Source organism: Blautia luti (assembly GCF_013304735.1).
In the GTDB taxonomy this organism is placed as follows: Bacteria; Bacillota; Clostridia; order Lachnospirales; family Lachnospiraceae; genus Blautia_A.
Genome location: NZ_JAAITI010000011.1, coordinates 10,971 through 30,424, shown reverse-complemented (window position 1 = coordinate 30,424; position 19,454 = coordinate 10,971). Strand labels below are relative to the sequence as shown.

Annotated in this window: 15 protein-coding genes; 2 read left to right on the top strand and 13 right to left on the bottom strand. The window is 38.3% G+C overall.

Features of this window, described 5'->3' with window-relative positions:
* Positions 1–3 precede the first annotated feature (3 nt).
* Positions 4–282, top strand: coding sequence for a helix-turn-helix domain-containing protein (locus G5B06_RS07965; protein WP_092072478.1), 279 nt, complete (start codon positions 4–6; stop codon positions 280–282).
* Between the two features lie 244 nt (positions 283–526).
* Positions 527–1,039 (top strand): hypothetical protein, encoded by a 513-nt coding sequence (locus G5B06_RS07960; RefSeq protein WP_243871097.1) that lies wholly within the window; start codon positions 527–529, stop codon positions 1,037–1,039.
* 76 nt (positions 1,040–1,115) lie between these two features.
* On the opposite strand, the gene G5B06_RS07955 is transcribed toward G5B06_RS07960, so the two are convergent.
* The 13 genes from G5B06_RS07955 to G5B06_RS07895 form a co-directional block, all read right to left on the bottom strand.
* Complete coding sequence (locus G5B06_RS07955) at positions 1,116–7,091, bottom strand: Cna B-type domain-containing protein (RefSeq protein WP_243863540.1); 5,976 nt, start codon at positions 7,089–7,091, stop codon at positions 1,116–1,118.
* 177 nt (positions 7,092–7,268) lie between these two features.
* Complete coding sequence (locus G5B06_RS07950) at positions 7,269–8,717, bottom strand: Rrf2 family transcriptional regulator (protein WP_173690216.1); 1,449 nt, start codon at positions 8,715–8,717, stop codon at positions 7,269–7,271.
* 118 nt (positions 8,718–8,835) lie between these two features.
* Positions 8,836–9,516 carry a Spy0128 family protein gene (locus G5B06_RS07945; protein WP_117542264.1) on the bottom strand — a complete coding sequence of 227 codons (681 nt, stop codon included), beginning with the start codon at positions 9,514–9,516 and terminating at the stop codon, positions 8,836–8,838.
* Complete coding sequence (srtB, locus tag G5B06_RS07940) at positions 9,513–10,433, bottom strand: class B sortase (protein WP_117805298.1); 921 nt, start codon at positions 10,431–10,433, stop codon at positions 9,513–9,515. The genes G5B06_RS07945 and srtB overlap by 4 nt, the downstream gene beginning before the upstream one ends.
* 142 nt (positions 10,434–10,575) lie before the next feature.
* Positions 10,576–11,721, bottom strand: a complete 1,146-nt coding sequence (locus tag G5B06_RS07935) for a DUF7601 domain-containing protein (protein WP_173690217.1) — start codon at positions 11,719–11,721, stop codon at positions 10,576–10,578.
* 59 nt (positions 11,722–11,780) lie between these two features.
* Positions 11,781–12,332, bottom strand: a complete 552-nt coding sequence (lepB, locus tag G5B06_RS07930) for a signal peptidase I (protein WP_055169112.1) — start codon at positions 12,330–12,332, stop codon at positions 11,781–11,783.
* A gap of 196 nt (positions 12,333–12,528) precedes the next feature.
* Positions 12,529–14,181, bottom strand: a complete 1,653-nt coding sequence (locus tag G5B06_RS07925; protein WP_173690218.1) for a PucR family transcriptional regulator — start codon at positions 14,179–14,181, stop codon at positions 12,529–12,531.
* Positions 14,182–14,382: 201 nt separating this feature from the next.
* Complete coding sequence (locus G5B06_RS19240) at positions 14,383–14,697, bottom strand: helix-turn-helix domain-containing protein (RefSeq protein ID WP_233447348.1); 315 nt, start codon at positions 14,695–14,697, stop codon at positions 14,383–14,385.
* Between the two features lie 528 nt (positions 14,698–15,225).
* The gene (locus G5B06_RS07915) at positions 15,226–15,501 is read right to left on the bottom strand and encodes a hypothetical protein (RefSeq protein WP_004843816.1); all 276 of its coding nucleotides are present in this window, start codon (positions 15,499–15,501) and stop codon (positions 15,226–15,228) included.
* Between the two features lie 3 nt (positions 15,502–15,504).
* Positions 15,505–16,389, bottom strand: coding sequence for a DUF4316 domain-containing protein (locus G5B06_RS07910; RefSeq protein WP_173690219.1), 885 nt, complete (start codon positions 16,387–16,389; stop codon positions 15,505–15,507).
* Positions 16,379–16,639 (bottom strand): transposon-transfer assisting family protein, encoded by a 261-nt coding sequence (locus tag G5B06_RS07905; RefSeq protein WP_005423594.1) that lies wholly within the window; start codon positions 16,637–16,639, stop codon positions 16,379–16,381. Before G5B06_RS07905 ends, G5B06_RS07910 begins: the two co-directional genes overlap by 11 nt.
* The gene (locus G5B06_RS07900; RefSeq protein WP_173690220.1) at positions 16,636–19,218 is read right to left on the bottom strand and encodes a JAB domain-containing protein; all 2,583 of its coding nucleotides are present in this window, start codon (positions 19,216–19,218) and stop codon (positions 16,636–16,638) included. Before G5B06_RS07900 ends, G5B06_RS07905 begins: the two co-directional genes overlap by 4 nt.
* The gene (locus tag G5B06_RS07895) at positions 19,208–19,375 is read right to left on the bottom strand and encodes a hypothetical protein (protein WP_173690221.1); all 168 of its coding nucleotides are present in this window, start codon (positions 19,373–19,375) and stop codon (positions 19,208–19,210) included. The genes G5B06_RS07900 and G5B06_RS07895 overlap by 11 nt, the downstream gene beginning before the upstream one ends.
* Positions 19,376–19,454: the final 79 nt, after the last annotated feature.

Below are 19,454 nucleotides of genomic sequence, written 5' to 3'. Positions count from 1 at the left end.
ACTATGATTACATTTGGAAGAAAATTAAAACACTTAAGACAGAAAAATCATCTTACTCAGAAAGAACTTGGCATGGCTGTTGGCTTTCCCGACAGCTGTGCCGATGTCCGGATTGCTCAGTACGAAAGCGATGTCCGAACACCGAAAGAGGATCTTATGAAACTCTTCGCATCAACACTCGGTGTTCCGGTTGAACTCTTTACCGTACCGGTACTCTCAGAACCCAGAGAGTATGAGGCCGCGGAGTATTGGAGGTATGAACTTGGGGCAGAGTTGGGTTGATTTTTCCCCGCTAGCTAAAAAACGTCTGCGTAAAACGAATTTGTTTTATGCAGACATTTTCTCTAACTTTGATTTAGAAAATTTATATAGCAATGATTGCCGGAATGACAAGACAGAACCACGTCCTAATATTTCCTGAATATCCGTGGAAATAATATACTCTTCATTTAAAAGAGCTAATCTGAATTTATCTAAAATCATTTCCCGATTCTGGGAGTCACCAACATGATACACCTTCATTTTTTTGCAACTTGTTACTAAAAATTGCATCAGAAAATTTCTATTACCCTTATACATAATAGTATTAGTTATATCTTCTTCCGGATTCATTGCTTCTTCTGTTAAAGCGACTGATCAGAGAATAGCTCAAATCACCAGTGAGCTGAGTACACAGAAAGTCATTCAAAAACACTGCGATTCTTACCGGCTCTGCCGTAAAGTGATTGAAGATTGCAAATCTGCAAAAAATCCAAAAGCTTACCGTACCAAGCATCAGGCAGAATACCAGCTCCACGATTCACTAAAAAAAGAACTGCAAGATCTCGGTATTACCAAAATCCCAAGCTCTAATAAAATTCAGAAGCGGATTGAACATCTTGAATCTGAACAAGCTGCTACTGTCCGAGGAAAACAGGAATTGCAGAAAAAACAGAAAACACTAGATATCATCCAGCAGAATTTCACAGTACTACTCAATGCTCCTCATATATCAAACAACGATATCAATCGTACCGTTGCACCACCACTTCAACACTAATATCAGAAACGTTTTAAACCGTATAACACAAGAAAACTGATTCCACCGCAATGGATCAGTTTTCTTTAAATAATGGCTACTTCATTTTTCTCTTTTTATATAATCCTACAATCAAACCAAGACTAACGATACTTATAGCGAGTAATAGCCATACATGCCTGCTTGTTCCCAGACGAACCCCTGTTTCCGGTATTAATTGTGTGTTTTCGTTTGTGATTTTTAACTCGATCACATCTCCTCGTGCAGCCTCAATCCGCTGTTTCATGACAGCCGTATTTCCATTCGATGTTGCCTGCACTGGATTTGAATACTTATCATTCTCTTCTTTTTTAGAAATCGAAACAGCGTATTTTGATGTATCAACAGTTTCTGTTATTATGATATCCGAAGATATATCTACATTTTTTAATGTAACTTTATCTCCATGTTTCAAAGAAGTTCTAATTGTCTTGCTACGCAGCTTTTGACCATCTTCCCAATAGAGAATTTCCATATCAAATGGCTTCTTGCGGTTTCCAAGTGGACCAGTGACTTCCTTTGTAATCTCAACCGTCACCCCGCCTTTTTGCGGATGATTGACGATATGTCTGTCCGAAACAGCTCTCCAAGTATTTGTCATCGATGATTTCTCATATAGGAATAAAATACCGGATTCTACATCGACCATATATAAATTAAAGTTATCCTGATACTGTGTTTTGGTTTTATCTGCTTTGTCCTTTTTGTTTGGAGTAACAGATTCTACCATCCAGTATCGTCCGTTCTCAAAGTCCTCCGGTAATTGAAGCATTCCATTTTCATCTGTTTCTAAGGAACGATACGTCGTACACGTTTTTCCATCCTTTTTCAGAACGATATCGTCCTTGCTCTGTGTATTGTCATAATCTACTGTATATCCTGTATCATCCGCATATTCTTTCGTAACATCATCATACGGTACTTTGTAGAACAGAAAACCTGCACCAGCAAGTCGGTTTCTTGGAAGATCATCCGTCTTTAAGAAACTTCGTTCAGCAAGATTGAAATGCAGATTCTGCACTTCCAGTTCCATCTTGGAAACATCCTTGAACTCATTCTCATCCTTCGGGAATATTTGTTGTCCATTTGAATCGAAATACTGAATCTCTGGATAAATAACTTCATAATATAGGAAACCATCCCCGTAGTCCGAAGAATAATGTGTCTTTCCTATCTCGATTTCTTCCACCTTATATTCCACCGGATTTCTGTCCTGGAATAGTGGAACATTGTCGACTGTGTGTTCCCATCCGTTCTCTTCATTCAGCAAGAATTCCTGTCCTGTAGAAATTCCATTCTGATACAATCTGATTTTCACCTGTTTTTCCGTCAGTGCATCATTTGGATTTTCCCATGTCTTTTTGATATGCAGAGTGCCTGTTTTAGCAAAATTTCGGATATTAAGGCTGGTATCTCCTCGCTGAAGCAGAACAGATTTTCCGTCTATCTTACCATCAACTGGTGCCTTAACAGCCTCCTGATTTTCGTTAGCCTCCCTATCCACCAGTTTTGCATCAGTGATTTTGAATGCTCCATTGGCAATCTCAACTGTGATCTGTATATCTCCTGTGTCTACATATCCCGTCGGTAAGTTTGTCTCTCGCAACAAATACGTCTCAGTTGCTGTTCTGTTCTGTTTGTTTTCATCTTGTAACGGAATGTGAAGTTGTGCGATTCCGTATTTATCAGTTGTTACCGTTTCCTCCTCAACACCGTTCTTACTGACAGCAAAATTGATCTTCTCCATTCCCCGTCCGGTAGACTCATCAAATTTGTTCAGTGTGAGTATTCCCTCTTTCTGATAACGGTTCTCCAATTCAATAGTAAGAGTCTCACCACCGCGTCCAATTCCACGTCCTGTGAATTGAATTCCACTTTCTGGATATGCTTCCCATGAATTTACATTATCTCCTTGTTCATGAGAATTGTGAACATTGTACCAACCTGAAAATTTCACATTCGAATCTTTTGGCTTATAGTTGTACTCTTTTAATGTGTATTTCCAGAATGAGTCCGCCTTAACGATCCACGTACAGCTTGTATGTGTATCATCTGTCCATGTACCTACAACTTCTATTGGAGCATCCTCCGCTTGCGGAGCTTCTGCATCCGGTTTCTGGCTATCTTCTGAAGGAAGCACAAGTTTCATATGCTCATGAAATGCAGGTGGCTGAGGTTTTCCATCTAAAAGCTTTTCATCCATATCTACCTGGATATAATAATCTTTCTTGACTTTCTCTATTGCTTCCGGCATTCCGACAAAATCTTTCTTTACTGTCAGGTAACCATTTTTTGCTACAATACGTCCGTCAATATGCCACCCATCGGACATTTCACTTTTGAAAGAATACCAATAAATGGTGAAGAATTCGGTATCTAATTTCGATGGCGGAATCTCCCTGTCTCCGATACGAATCATACGTCCGCTTTCACGAATTGTCTGGAATACCTCTTCATCGGAAGGAATTCTATCTATCTTGTAGATATAGTCTCCATTTCCAATATATCCCTCATCTGGTTTAGTTCCCTGCAAAAGTTCTTGCACTCTCTTATTTCCATCCGCATACTGTTCCCACGTAGATGGATTCTTATTTCCAAGAACTGGAACATCATGCAATATACTTGCCTTCACATTACAGTTTGCCACGGCAACCGCACTTGTATAATCGTCTACATTCGTGGTTGGTAATGCTACCGAACCATCTTCCGGCATCGCTGACTTACAGATATAAAACTGTACCTGTTTTCGATTTTGGTTACTCACCTTACGCCACGCTGCATAGAGGGTGATTGGCTGTCTTGCATTATTATTTATAAGATCAGAAATAGAATCCCCTGCACCGCATTCCTGCCACTTTCCGTCTTTGTTTCTGTAATCCCAATGATCGAATTCATACTGTTCCAACTCTTTGCTGTCATTATCTTCATGATCATAAACCAGAGGATATGGTGACTTAACGTTATGTTTTCCAGCTTCTATTTCATTCTCATAATCATCTGTATGTCTTGTCTTATTCTCAACCTGAGGGGTCAACTTAGCTTCCTTAGGAAGTTTCTTCATATAACGAGTTGTATTATAGATAACCCTGACTGCCCCAGACTCCAGCGGTTTGTCTGCGATCACCTCATAAGATGAGTTAACATTCGGAATTTCAAATTTTACCTTATCATCTCCGGACGGTTCCGGAAGAACCTCATTTTCGTCCCTGTCATTAGATGTACAACTCCAGACAATCTCCTTGCCATAATACTCACCTTCTAAACTTGCCCTCTTTGGTACTTCCACAGTATATGCTTCCCCATGGCCTACATACTGTCTCTTAATCGCCTCTCTTTTGGTCAGGTTCAGTGGATCCAACACTTCAATCAGATGAAAACTTCCCTCTACACTGAAATGTCTTCCTGCCAGCCCAACCTGAGAAGAAAGTCCTGTCAAACGATCAAAATAATTTTCGATTCTGTCTGGATTCAGTGGGTTTGGCTGTGAGAAATAATAGACAGATACATCTTTCCCGTTTTTCAGGACAGGAATATACCATGTACCATCGTTGTCCTTATAAGGGTGCTGTACAAACACACGGCTGTCTGTCGCATAACCAAACAGAATCTTCTCTTTCTGATCTGCGCCGGGCTCCAGCTTGCTCGGAGTGAAACCAAACTCACTGTAAATTTTAGAAATCGTATCATCTGGTTTAGCTCGCAAATAATAACGACTGGCTCGGCCACTGTTTGCTTTGATTATGTAATGCTGCTCAGCATTGAGGTTCTTTATCAGCTTATAATGTCCATCGATAAATACATAAAAACTGATATTTGCTTCTTTTGTTGCTGCCGGTTTTTCTGTATTATCAGGAACAATCACATATGGACGTACTGCATCATCTGGCTTAATAGTAAAGCTCATGGTATGCTCTTCTTCATTTTTACTCCATGTAACTGCTGAAAGAGTACCATCTTCCTCTCTGCATTCCCAGTTTATATCCTGCGTTTGTTCTTCTACACGCGGCTTTGTACTAACTGTTCTTGTAAGTGTTGACTTTCTTGCAACAAAATCAATTGCCGGAAGATCACGCAAAGCTGTTTGGCTGTAAACCTGTCCATCGTCATCCTGTACTGTCACACTGTAAAAACCGTTATATCTATCATCGTCGTGTTCGAGTAAGGTCTTTGCATTCATGGTGATCATATTCTGTCCGTCTGGCAGGTAATACACATCCATCGGCTCTCCGGACTTTCCTATATAAATACATTCATGACCTTCTATCGTGTATTTCCCTGCATTATGGATTGTATCGTAATCTCTCTTGGAATAATAAAAACGCTCTTTTGCTCCATTTTGAATAGAACCATCGTAATGAAATTTTTCAAAATGCTTTTTTAACTCATCATTAGAAATATAATAATAAACTGTTCCCGGCTTTGTTGTAGTATCTTTTATAACAGGAATTTCTTCGTTTAGAACATTATATCTCTCATAATTTACAAAAGTATAGAATTTAATGTTCAAGGTTGCTGGTGCAAAAGTGCTGCATGCAACCGTATATGGTTGCTCTATCTTCCCAATAGAAAAGGTTAGTTTATCGCCCTGTTTCACCGGAAAAATTGTTTCATTTTCATCCTCACTGGCACAAAGCCAGTCGCTTTCCTTCGTATCTCCTGGATCAACGGAAATTGTGACCGCAGAATCTTTCTTATAGTAACTCACCGTTCGATTTCCATCCGGATTGATCACTGTAACCGAATAGAAACTGTTCTTATTCTGCTTAATCTGGTCTGAATTATTATCCGGAATTTTTTCGCCATCAGATGCTCCTTTTGGCATATAATAAACGTCTGTTGGTACAGTTGTTTCCTGCTTGTCCAGGTTATAAGATACATATTGCTGTCCTTTATAAGTTACCACTGTCGCCTGTGCTAATGTCTTCTCACCACGGACTGTATATGGAAAATAATTTCCGGACTGTGTTTCCTCTGCATTCAAGCCGAACTCTCTATAAATCTCAGCAAGATCACTGACAGATAAATAGCATCTGCCCTGACGGTTCCATTTATACACCTTTTTCAGAGAATCAGCCGGCAGCTTTCGAACCTCATTGTCTGCATATATATAAAACTGAATGTCAAAGGCTGTCTGATCCGCTCTCTGGATCACATAAGACTGTGTGATCTTTCCGATTGTGAACCTCGTCTGGTTCCCTGATTCCCGTATACCATCTATCACCTTATCATCTGTTCCCATACAGGTCCATTCGATCTGGTCTGTCTGGTCCGACAATTGGGGATTAAAATCAGCCACAGCTTCTTCCACTACAGTTCCTGTTAATGCATAACGAATCCGATCCTGCCCTTCTCCCTTTACCTCTACGGAATAAAACGAGTTGTCCTTTTTTACAGAATCTTTTAAATTTAATGCAACGCCTTTTCCATTTGGAAGGTAGTAAACATCTATCGCTTCCCCTTGTTTATTCTGTCCATAATTGTAAGAAACATATGTCTTTCCGGATTCTGTGTCTGTATAAACTTTTCCGTATTCTATCCCGCTTTTTCCCCGGTATGCAGATACAAACTTATTATTTGCATCCGGATTCTGATTCTCACCATTTTTCACAAATCCAAATTCTTCATATATCAGAAGCAGGTCCTCCATGGAAACACCATAATAGGTAGTTCTTCCGTCTTTCCATGTTGCAATGCCAGTAATGTCATTATGCTGAAGCTTTACCTTGTTTCCGTCGATAATGACATAGAAATCAATATCAAAGCCTTCGGAAATCTCCTGAAGTTTCGGTGATTCCTCTTGTGCAATCTGCTCCTCGAAGGCTTTTTCTTCTTCTGAAAGCTCTCCCTGGGATGGAGTAATTTCTTCCTCCGGAATCTCTTCTAATGGCGGGGTGATTTCCTCTCCAGGAGTCTCTTCTAATGGCGGGGTGATTTCCTCTCCAGGAGTCTCTTCTGATGGCGAAGTATTTTCTTCTTTCGACGTCTCTTCCGACAATGATGTACTTTCCTCCGGAATAAAATCTTCTGTGCGCATTTCACCCTCTTGAGTACTATTTATATTTGGAATATTCTCTTCTTCCACTGAAACTGCCAAAACTGTCGTTCCTGCGCTATTCATGCACAAAACCAATAAAAGTGTCCAGGCTATCCATCTTAGCCATCTCTTTTTCCTCTTCACACAAATTCCTCCTAAAAACATATTTTACTTTTCTCAACTATCTGCCTTTTTTATCCATTTCTTCTGCATTGCCGCTGCTATAAAGCACTGCAATAGTTTTTTTGAAAATACACCACATTCACCGTTGGCAATCATTCTTATGGCTTCTTCATGCTTTAATTTTCTTTTATAGGGGCGTACACTGACCAATGCATCATAAGCATCCACAAGGCCTACTATCTGAGCACAAAGTGGTATTTCATCACCTTTTAGTCCATCCGGGTAACCAGATCCATCATATCTTTCATGGTGATATCTGCATATTTCATAGCTATACTTATTAAGTTTTTCTGTCGTAGTTCCTTGTGGAAACCGCAATGTCATCTCTGCCCCTGTAAGAGGATGCTGCTTTACAATTTCCATCTCATCAGCTGTTAATTTACCGTTTTTGTTCAATATCTCTATCGGCACACGGATTTTTCCAATATCATGAATTGGAGCCAGATGAGAGACATTTTCTATTTCTTCCTCTGTAATCCCATACTCCGGATAGTTTTTCTGTAGTTGAAGATACACTTGTTTTGTATAAAAACAGATATCATCCTGATGTTCTGTTTCTATAAGATTATTGTGATTCAACACTGCAGCCAGAAGCGAAACCATTTTCCAATACTGTTTTGTCTCATCCTGTGCTTTTTGTCTTAATTCCCGTTCCATATTTACAATTGTGTTAGGGATAACTTTTGCATTATGGAATGTAATAACAGCAGTTTTCTCATTTTCATCCACAAATCTTTTTACTTCCATCCAAACATAAGTCTCTGAGTTTTTCTCGCTTCTTCTTTGATAAACGATATCTTCTTCTGAACAGCCCTTTTTCAAATGCTCTGTCAACGAATCGCTTTTCAAAAATTCCTGCAGTTTTTCACAATCTTTTTCACATACATATTTTTCACAATATACTTTCAGAAAATCATCATATGTTCCTGCAGTTTTTACATCATCATAAATCCCCCTGTTATGAGAATAGATACATTCATAACTGTTTTCCGCTAAATTAACTTTCAGAATGATATAAAATCGCCCAAAATATTCATCTTTCCCCGGTCTGATAATATCAGAGATTTTCACATTTTCTAATCGGTTATTGTAAGTGTTCTGTAAGTCCAATAAGACTTGATGTACTTTACAGCAATCCGTATAGTTTCTGGAGCAAAATCCATCCTTTTCAAGACAGCGACTGATTGCCATTGTTGATTCCATACATGATATGACATCAAATAAAGAAATTTTTTCTGGATTTTTGGCAAGGGCATATCCTCCACTGATACCTTCAGAAGCTGAAATAATCTTCTCTTTTTTTAACTGCTTTGTGATTTTTGGAATATAGCTCTCCGGAATCTTTAATTCAGAAGCTAATTTTGCCGTTGTAACCCTGCGCTTTTTTATTGCCAAATAACAGACAATCCTGATTGCATAATCCGTTGTATTAGTAAGCTGCATAAGTGCTCACCTCTCTCTCTTTTCTTTGTTCCGTACATAAACTCATTGATTGAAAAAGGAAGAATCAGAAAAGATTAGAAGCCAGGAACATGCTATTTTCAAATATGTTTTCCAATTCTTATGCCTCATTTTTCGCATCTTCCTTCCTGTTCTTCTGCTTCTCCATGAGTAATCCGCAAAGGCAGATAACTGAGCCAAAGAATAAGAACAAATAGCCTGCAACCGGACTATCATCACCTGTCTTTACCGGCGAACCATTATGAATAATATCCTTTGATCTTGGGGAAGATGGAACCGGGTTTTGATTTTTACCAGTTTGACCGGTATACGAGTTTTTGAATGAAACCTTCGATACTTTATCTCCATTTTCATTTTTGACCACTGTTACCGCCATCAGTTCATTATTGGAATCAAAGAATCCTTCAATCGTTACATCATAGGTTTTTGAATCATATGTATAATTTTCTTTATTCTCTGTTGCCTGGTACAGCTTGTAATGATATTCTCCTGCCTGTCCGACATTCATAATCAGCTCTGTAGAAGAATTACCACTCATATTCCAGGTAAATGTTCTTCTATTGCTTCCCTCCGGCATTGGATTTTGTATCTGATCTGCTATTAAAACATAAGAGCCTGTTTTGTCAGCATCTGCAGAATTGTTTACTTCAAATATCTGTTCCACTGGTATTTTCACTGTTGTGTTTTTGCCAGCTGCCAGTACTGGTTTTTGAACACCCAGAAAGAATATCATGGACAGGAATATAACCATGGCTATTTTTGTCAAACGTGTTGTTCTCATGCTTCTCCCTCTCCTTCTTTCTTCTTGTTTCTTTTCTTTTCTATCTGTCTTGCTATCAGCATCAGTACAAGGACAATCAGGATAAACCATACAATAACTGGCACTTTTCCTACTGCATTTTTCAGTTCATCAATTCCTGTACCTACGTTTTTGGCTTTTTCTTTTTCCGGATATATCTGATCTGTTAAGCGTCCCATCAGGATATTTCTTCCATTTGTCATATCCGATGTACAGGTGGTCAGCAAAACCAGATGATCATCTTCCGTTATATTCATATCTCTTTTATATAAAACATTGTTCTCGATTTCCTGCAGATACTCCTGTTTCGCTTCTGGTGTGTCCAGACACACATTGAAAATCGTCTCATTATAAGCATCTACCTGTAACAATGCGTAGAATTCAATTCCATGATTTTTTCCATCAAAGAACAGATTTCCATATGGATGTTCGTTGAAATACTGTTCATTTGTAAATTCACCGATATCTCCAAACATCATGTGCTTTTCCATATGGTGACCATATATAATATTATCAAAATCCGAAAAATCCGGCTTATTTGCACAATGTAAAAAGATTGCTCCGCTTAAGGAATAGTTTCCTTCCGCATCTGTATTCATATAAGTATCATCATTGTCCGTCTGCACCAGTGGATAATTGATATTTGTGTCATTCACTCGTATCCATCCAATCACATCCGGATTGATTTTCTGTAATTCTTCAAAAGATTTTGTATTCTTTTCTGTCGGAATATATGCTTCATAGTTCTTTGCATCTGCTGTCTGGTATACCTGGTGGGAGTCCCACAGCATATAACCTGAGAGAAACATGGCTGCAAGAATCAGCGATAAGGCTGTGAAGTTTACAATATGGTCTAATCCTCTGATAATTCCTTTCAGCACTTTCTTCATCCGAAGCATATGTACAAGTTCCTTTCACCATTTCTGTTTCTTTTATATTTATCAAAACTGGTTCATCTGACCAATTTGCTCGCAAAATTAGCAAAAAGGGATGCGGCGGAGCAACGCCGCACACATCCCCTTTCCTGGTTGCTATATTTTATTATTTCTGTAATCTTCTGCGTTTGAATCCTACAAAAGCGATCAGTGCTACACCGCAAAGTGCAATCATCAGAACGTATGGAAGAGTGTTCATGATGATACCAGTTACAGGTACATCGTTGTATGTATTGGTTACATCAACGGTATTCTGTTTCTGACCTAATTTCTGACTATTTACTGCTGTAAGTTCTCTGTTGTATGATGTTTCAGCAACAGGAGTCAGCTTAGTACCATTGATAGTGATTTCAGCACTACCTTTATAGTTTTTAGCTGCAGACTCTTTTACAGTAATTGTTGTTCCTACTGGAACACCAGTGAACTTCATGTTTTCATTTGCTTTCAACTTGAATGTGTATGTTCCGCCCTCAACAGATGTAACAGTATCTCCATTAGCAGCCTTGATTCCGCCAAGTGTGTTTGCATCTGTTCCATCCGGGAATGCAAATGTTGCTGTGAAAGCGAACTCATCGTCAGGAGTTGTTGTTGTACCATTTGCATTAACAATCTTTTTAGACACATTCAAAGAGCCAAACTTATTATAAGTCGGATCTGGATCTGTAGGATCTGTACCTGTACCAGCTTCCTGTACATAAGTGTTAGTAAAGTTGAAAGTATTAGTATCGGTATTTCCAATATCTACTTTACCAGTTTCTGTCTGACCTGCATCATCTTTCACTTTATTTACAACGATATTAGAAATTTCTGTACCAGTTGCACCATCTGTAACATATACATCCATTGTATACTCAGCCCCTGACATGATCATTTTTTCATGATCACCGTTGACTACTGCTGGATCTGCTGTCTGTATCTCTTTTACAGTATACTCATACTTTCCTGCTTCTGGATATGTCGGAAATGTAATCTTACCTCTCCTAGAAGTTTTTCCTGTTTCAGTATCGGTAAATGATATCTCCGGCATAGTAACCGCTGCATCTGTTGTAATTATACCAGTTCCTGTCTTGACCTGCTCTGCTGTAAAGCTAAACTTCTCAGCCTTTCCGGCCTCTGTATTGTAGGTCTTAGTAATCCATGCCTCCGTTGTCTTGCCCGGATCTGCCGCAAATGTTGGCATTGCCATTCCCATCGTCATGGCACCAGCAGCAACAACTGCGAGCACTTTTTTGAACATTTTGTTCATGCTCATAATGATTCCTCCCTTGTAAATAATATTGTTTGTTTTTATTTGATTAACGGAGGAGGAGATTAGAGTCCTCTGGTCCGAATAACCGCAATCGCTTTTCCTTTGACGTCTTTAATATTAATACAGCCATAGATTCTGCTGTCTGACGCTTCCGGTCTGTTATCACCCAGTACAAATATCTGACCTTCGCCAACAGTGATTGGAAAGTCAACTCCATTTTGAAACTGTGTGGTGTCAAAATAAATATCCTGTGAAATCTGCGTAGCACCGTTAATCATCAAACCGTCTTTTGTTATATCTACGGTATCACCTGCGACTGCTACGACCCTGCCTGTGGTTGTTCTGCCATCTTTCTTAAATACTGCAATATCACCGGACACAAAACGCTTGTCCAGTCGATAATACATGACCAGATCACCATCTTTTATTGCTGGTTTCATAGATACGTCATTGATTCTCGCCATCCCGTACATAAATGTAAAAACAAGGATGACTGCCAAAATGATAAGAACAATCTTCAATAACAGTTGAAAGATATCTTCTCCCAGTGTCGTTTCCTGTCTGGGAAGCTGTTTCTCATTATTCTGTTCTTTCTCAACCTGTTTCTTTTTCATGTTTCATTCCTGCTTCATATCAACTTAGATAATCAAGGTATCCTTTTATGTACTGGTTAAAGTATAGCACTTGTTTTTTGCAAAAATAATACAGAGAATAGGAAGATATTTTCACGTTTTGCTACAAAAAATTTGTAGTTATCGGTTTTTCGCAAAAAAAAGAAACCATACCATAGAGATATAGTTTCTCTTTGAATTACAGTGTTTCTGCCATTTTGAATAAAACGATTCCATTTCTAACAGCCAGCATCTCAGCAGAATTCTTGAAATCAATGCCGGAAATATCTTTTATTTTTTTCAATCGCCCTGAAAGAGTACGATAATTTACATAGAGTTTTTCAGCTGCTTTATTCGCACTCTTATCACAGTCCAGATACGCCTGCAACGTTTCAATCAGTTCTCCATCATGTTCTTTATCATACCAATATAATTTCACAAGTGACTCTGGCACATATTCCATCAGTTCATCACGATTTTCGATTTTTTCAAAAATCTGGAAAAAACCGAGCTTAGAAAAATCGGCTACCGATATATTCTTATCACCATAGAGATATCTGAACATATCCATATAGTCTATGATTTTCTTTGAATCCTTAAAAGATTTTTTCAAATCTCCATATCCATTAACAATACTTCCAATGCCAATCTGAAAATCCGTTGTCTTATTTCTGTGAAAAATCTGCTTCTGTACTGTCTGATATAATTTTTCCATTTCTTCCCGGAACCCTGCTTGTGTTTCCCCATGCTTAATTTCATGAATACACACAATCTGATTCAGATTCTGGTAAATATGTTCATCCGGAAGTAATCTCTGAATCTCGCCTTCTATCACTCCGATTTCTTCTAATTCTTCTTTTGTATAATAATCTTCGCTATTGCTTGAAATCGTATGAAAACTTACCACACAATATTGAGCTGTATCTTTCAATTTTAGCATTCTTGCAGCTTTACTCAATTCATCGCCCGTTAATAAACCATTAAGCAAGCTATATTCAATATCTCGTTGATATTTTTTTTCTATCTCATTTTTAGCATATGTTTCCATAAAACTATACTGTAAAGTAATAACAGCATTTTCCAATGCCATATAGTCCAGTATTGTTAATGGCATATTCACTTCCGTGACTACCAAATAAATTTCTGTTCGGCCTAACACATGTATTTTTGTAATATATTGCGTATGCTCTTTTCTCTGTTTTTTGTATTCAAATCTGGTAACAATATCCGGTTTATATTTCTCAACATTTTTCTCAAATACAAAATCAGACAGATCCTGCGTTGTGGACGCACAGCAAGTTAAGTTACTATAATATAACGCTACCGGATTATCAATCATGGAAGACAATAGAAACAAAATATTTTTAGTTGGATCTTCAAAATCCTCTCCATCCAATAACATGTTAGAAATATTGTCGTGTGTCAATTTGAAATAAATCAACCGTGCGATATTTTCATCATAGATCTGCAGAATAACATATTTTATAATACCCCAATAATACTCATCTTCCGAAATTTCTATCACTGGAATATTACGTTCCGAACAAAACTTTAATAAAATATCATAATAATTGACTTTCTGTACCATGTCCGGATGCTGCTTTATAATAAATCCACTGACCTGTTTCTTCTCCAGTTCATTCAAATGTTTCCGAAACTCTCTGTCCGTTTCTCCGAAATACACTTTCATATTTGTAAGAAGAAGCTCTCCTCCAGTCAGATATCTTTCCATATCTTCTATTTCGATAATTCGTATACCTTTAATTTCCTGATTCAGATTTTCTTTACATGTCACTAATCTCATATCAGGAAATTGTTTCGATTCTAATAATTGTTTTACCGTATAAGCCATTCAGCACCTCGTCAAATTCGTCTTTTGTTGTTTACTTTGGTTGTACCAGCATCTGATGTTGTGTTTTCAAAAGTGGCATAAGTATACAGTGTAATTATACCCCCCCCCGAAATTTTCTGTCAATTTCTTCATGCGTATAAAATGCATATTTTATATAGATTCAAATAAAAAAGACAGCTCGCATCTTTGTCGAACTGTCCATTACTTCTTCAGGCTGCGGATAAAAGTCATAAAAATTTCTCTTTCCTTCTCATCCAAGCCATCCCAAATCTCAAGTATTTCTTTTTGCTCTTTTGTCAGATCCAATCTGCTTTCATCATCTGAAAAAAATTGTGCGATTGTAATTTCAAATGCATCACATATTTTTTCCAGATTAGCCATCGTCGGCATACTCTTCTGATTCAGCATATTTCCCAGAGCCGTCTGCGTTATTCCTGTAAGCTGAGCTAACCTATATTTTGTATATCCTCGCTTCCGGCATAGTTCCGCAATTCTTAACGGAATATACTCTTCCACACACAAGTATATACACCTCTCTTCTAGTCTATGTTACCAATATTGTACCTGTTGACCAGAAGATTTATTAGACATTTATTTATTGATTATATACTCTTGTACGCAAGACTATTCAAATAAAAAAATATAGCTGGACAGTCCACGATATTCAGTTGTTGCATATATTTATGATACTTTCTACGAGGAAATCTGTCAAATACATGTTGTTAAAAAATGATATTATAACTCAAAAAATCCTGATAGATAACTTTATCTATGCAGTTACCTATCAGGATGGGAATTTTATCTTACACCACGATCAGCTCCTCTCTCCGGCTTCTGTTGATATTGTCAGTATAGCAAAATAAGCTTTTGCAATATACATCCATAATAAAAAATTAAATCTTTATAATTCCCATTTTTGAGGAATAACACAAAATAAGGCCCAAAAGGGCACTTTCCCTTTTGAGCCTATACACTTTATCAACTAACGTATTTTGCTTTCATTTTTCCATGTCTACACATGACATTTTTCTCTTAAATCGCATCCTATGATAGTTCTTTCATCTTGCTGATATCCTTTGCCTGCATTTTTCTTGAAGTGCTATATGGTGGTACCAGTTTTAAAGACAACCGTCCCTTTCTGATCATATACGTTTCACTTCCATCCTCCGCAGATCCTTTCAACCAGCAATCATCCGGATACTTCTCAGCAAAGGTCCGTAACCGTTTCTGCAAACTCTGATTGAAGGTATACACATCATAGAATCCGTCATCTTCATTGGTCAGAATAATCGTTTCTTTTTCACACTTTAACCTTCGCATATTCTACCCCCGCTTTCTTTCCATTTCCTGATCCAGGTATTTGGGTATCGGCTTTCCGGACCGGCGAGCAATAGCAATCTGTTTCTGATGGAGTCGCTTGATCACAGATCTTCGTTTCTTAGGTTTATTATCCTGTTCATTTCGGGAAGTCTGTTTGTTGCTGCGAACATCAAAGGTCTTTTCCTGATTCCTCTTCTGATTATTCACCAAACCATCCACCATATCATAATTAGCTTCGGTACCGGATTCTCTGCTCCGTTCATAAGTGCCGTTCTGGTAGAATTTCTGGTAATGTTCCAGACGGATTTGACCATCTTGTTTTAACTGTTCGACTGAATTTAGCGGTGCCTGCTGTTGAATGTAATTATGGATCTTTTGTTTTGTTTTTTCGTCGAATTTCTTACATTCTTCGACAACCATTTTCCCATAGGCATCCAGGATAACACCTTGAGCCTGATCCAGGTATACTTGATGCTCCATCAGATAAAACTGTTTCCCGTCGATGATGATGGTGTCTGTTGCAATCCAGTTCCCTTTTTTTCCGTCAATTTGATAATTCTCAGTCTCCATAGTGATCAGTGCGCCCGATGTATTGATACGAATGAATCCGGCCAGATATTGTGGATAGTTCTCATCTACATAGTAGCAGTTGATTTCTCCATCCCTGTTCAGTACAAGTACGTCACTGACTTCACATTGCTTTTTCATTCGTTTCCAGATGTCAGCGACTTTTTCTTCTTCCTGCATTTCATGAATCGAGATTACTCGGTAATTTTCGACAGTAATCGACACATTCTGCTGTCTTGCTTCTTGATATGGCAGATGCCACAGTGCTTTTCCTGCTGTCTGCTGATCTACTCGGTAGACTGCAAATTGATTAAGCTTCATAGGCATCGTCCTCCAAGTTATTCAGATAATAATTCAGGTCCAGAGAATAGTAGTATTTGTCTTCGATCTGCTGTAATTTTCCAACTGTAGAATTGATGATCTCAATCATTTCATCATTCTCAGGATCACTTTCTTCCTGTTCCAAAACTTCCAAAGCTTCTTTCAGTGTTTGGATTGTTTCTTCCTTTGTGTGCTGCTGGAAGATAGCAGTAATAGTCAGTTCGTTTTCTTCCAAGTTTACATTTCTCATAGGCTCATTTCCCCCCTTTTCTTTTTCGGTATTGGTTTCATCTGTATATTCAGCTCCTTCTCGTTTTTTTCTTCGCTTATATTTTTTTCGTTATCCACTTTCTTATTGAATTTCAGTGGATTTTCCACATTTGGATGTCTTTCTTCCAAGTACTTTTCCACACGACTGATTGCATTTTGCACATAAGAATTTTCTCTAAATCCAGGAATCGAATTCAAAAATTCTTTCTGTATTTTTCCTTCGATCATCAGACTCTGCATTCCTTCATAATCACTTCCGTCTTTCAGATCAAAGCCAACACATTTCAGTCCATGCATACGTTCTGATGGGATTTTCTCATAAGCTTCCAAGGCTTCCGGTAATGTCAGATCATAGTGAACTTCACCCATTACAGGAAATTCAGCACATTCAGCCGCATAAAAGCTGATACATGTAAGATCATTTTCATAATCCACATTTTCAATCTCCGGGACAATATCGAGTATTTTTTCTCTTTGTGCTGCAAAGTCTGGAAGTTCTGCAAATCCAAATCGATCCACGTAATATGCCTGCATATCCCCACCACGGTTTGTAATGATAACATCACTGACCGACATAGAATGTGCTTTATAATCTGCCGGTGGATTATCGTTGAATACGGCATACAAATCATCCAGCTTTTCATTTTCATGTAATCTGCCAGAATAGACACATTTATAATTTTCTGCATCGATTGTAATTCCATCTTCTTTGACCATTGCCATATTCATAAATAAATGTTGTTTTCCCGGTGTGTCTTCATCCACATGATAAATCGCATAGCGGTCACCATTACCTCTGAACATTTCTTCCTCTAGGGTATAATCATACTTAAATGGGTACATAGCCCGATCAACTCTTTCCGAAACATCCGTCCCTTCTGCAATCGTATCTTCCAGCCAGTCTTTGATATCTCCCCATGATTCAAACTGCAAATACCCAGCAATTTCATGTGTCCCATCCGGTGCCAGTACAATATGTCCCGGTTCGCTTTCCCGATAATCATAGCGGTATCCGGCTGCTTCCAGTGCATCTACCAGAATTCCGTATTTTTCATGTAATTCTGTTTTCTGTTTTTCTTCAAGAATGATTTCCAGTTCTTCTGTAAGCTGATCGATCATTTCACCGGCTGTCTTGCGGATCACATCCATAGATGCTTTCATTTCCTTCATTTCCCGGCTGCTACTCCAACCTGCAATGTAAGGAAAACTATAATCCGATGTATCCAAACCAAAGGAAGAGCACACACAGTAAGCAACGGATTCAGCCTCGACCTCTTTTGTCAATCGGTCTTTTTCTACACCAAGGCTTTCCATGATTTCCCTGTCATGCAATTTTGCATGGGCTGTTTCATGAATAGCAGTCTTTAAGGTCTGGCTTTCACTGAGTCCTTTTTTGATCACAATTTCCTTATCTGCATTGTGATAATATCCATTGGCATTGCCATCGATCTCATCGAATCGTATCGGCACTGGGGATATTTTCTGAATAGCCTGCATGAAAGAATCAAAATTCTGCACAGCTGCAGTCAATAATTCCGGTGTCAGTGTCTGGATTGGTTCCCCGGATGTCTGAGCAATATCAAAGACGGTAACTGCTTTAAAATGTGGAACCGTAACTTCCACTTTTTCAGTCTTAGGTTTTCCATCGGTTCCCATGATTGGTCGCTGATTTTCATCCAGGACCTCTTTTTCCTTCATTTTCTTATATGGTGCTGGTGCGATGATCGTAATTCCTTTTTCGCCTTTCATGACCTGTCTACCCATGGACTGCCAGTTTTTGTAACTGGTAACAAGTGTGGCATCCGGTCGCTGCATAGCAATCAGCATTGTATTATTAAAGGAATAATTGTGAAACTTTGCCATGGTTTTAAGAAATTCCTGATAGCGGTTACTTGTAAAAAGTTCTTCCACACCGGATTCCAGTGACTGCATAATGCTGTCCATATCTTTTCCCTGAACCGGTAATGGAATTGTTGCTGTCTGCACCGTTGAAATATCTCTTACGTTATCTTTTTCTTTTGTATCTGTTACTTCTTCATAGGGTGCGATGGCTTCTGTCACCATTCCTTTAGTTAAATCAATGTCTTCAACACGAGTTGAAAAACGGTTCCTGCTATCTGGAAATTCTCCTTTATCTCGAAAGGAATAGTAATTTCCATCCCGTCCTGTAATGATGTGATCAACCAAGGAAATCCCCATCAATTCACCTAATTCCTGCATTCTTGCTGTAGTCTGGATATCCGATGTAGATGGGGTCAGATTTCCTGACGGATGATTATGAATGAGCATCATTGAATGAGCATTAGAAAGAATTGCACTCTTAAATATTTCTCTTGGATTAATCAATGCTTCATTCAATGAACCTACAGATACGATATTCATATTGATTGGTGTTAAATCTGCCTGTAGATTAACAATACAAAAGAGTTCGCGATCCATCTGAGAAAGAAATTCATTCATAACACGAATGGCGGCATCCGGATTGTTCATTGGTTCTTTACTATAAAGTGGCGGCTGCTCCACCATACGAATTGCTACCTGCTCTAATTTATCTGCCATCAACAACACCTCCAATCGGCACATTTATAATAAATTCCTGATCATGTAACATCTCAATTTGCTTCTTCATTTTTTCAAACGAAAATGTGTGTAATAATCTTTTTTGATACTGGCTGTATCTTAAGCTTGTATTTGTTTTAATGTTTTCTTTCGTCATAATCTTCTCCTTTTCAAAAATGCCCCACGACATTTCTTTATGCCGCAGGGCGTTTGCTCATTTAACGGTTTTCATGCTT

Coding starts and splice junctions, on each gene's coding strand:
- G5B06_RS07895 (WP_173690221.1), bottom strand. CDS start 19,375: ATGACGAAAGAAAACATTAAAACAAATACAAGCTTAAGATACAGCCAG.
- G5B06_RS07925 (WP_173690218.1), bottom strand. CDS start 14,181: ATGGCTTATACGGTAAAACAATTATTAGAATCGAAACAATTTCCTGAT.
- G5B06_RS07945 (WP_117542264.1), bottom strand. CDS start 9,516: ATGAGAACAACACGTTTGACAAAAATAGCCATGGTTATATTCCTGTCC.
- G5B06_RS07965 (WP_092072478.1), top strand. CDS start 4: ATGATTACATTTGGAAGAAAATTAAAACACTTAAGACAGAAAAATCAT.
- G5B06_RS07900 (WP_173690220.1), bottom strand. CDS start 19,218: ATGGCAGATAAATTAGAGCAGGTAGCAATTCGTATGGTGGAGCAGCCG.
- srtB (WP_117805298.1), bottom strand. CDS start 10,433: ATGCTTCGGATGAAGAAAGTGCTGAAAGGAATTATCAGAGGATTAGAC.
- G5B06_RS07950 (WP_173690216.1), bottom strand. CDS start 8,717: ATGCAGCTTACTAATACAACGGATTATGCAATCAGGATTGTCTGTTAT.
- G5B06_RS07955 (WP_243863540.1), bottom strand. CDS start 7,091: ATGCGCACAGAAGATTTTATTCCGGAGGAAAGTACATCATTGTCGGAA.
- G5B06_RS07935 (WP_173690217.1), bottom strand. CDS start 11,721: ATGAGCATGAACAAAATGTTCAAAAAAGTGCTCGCAGTTGTTGCTGCT.
- lepB (WP_055169112.1), bottom strand. CDS start 12,332: ATGAAAAAGAAACAGGTTGAGAAAGAACAGAATAATGAGAAACAGCTT.
- G5B06_RS07915 (WP_004843816.1), bottom strand. CDS start 15,501: ATGCGAAGGTTAAAGTGTGAAAAAGAAACGATTATTCTGACCAATGAA.
- G5B06_RS07905 (WP_005423594.1), bottom strand. CDS start 16,639: ATGAGAAATGTAAACTTGGAAGAAAACGAACTGACTATTACTGCTATC.
- G5B06_RS07910 (WP_173690219.1), bottom strand. CDS start 16,389: ATGAAGCTTAATCAATTTGCAGTCTACCGAGTAGATCAGCAGACAGCA.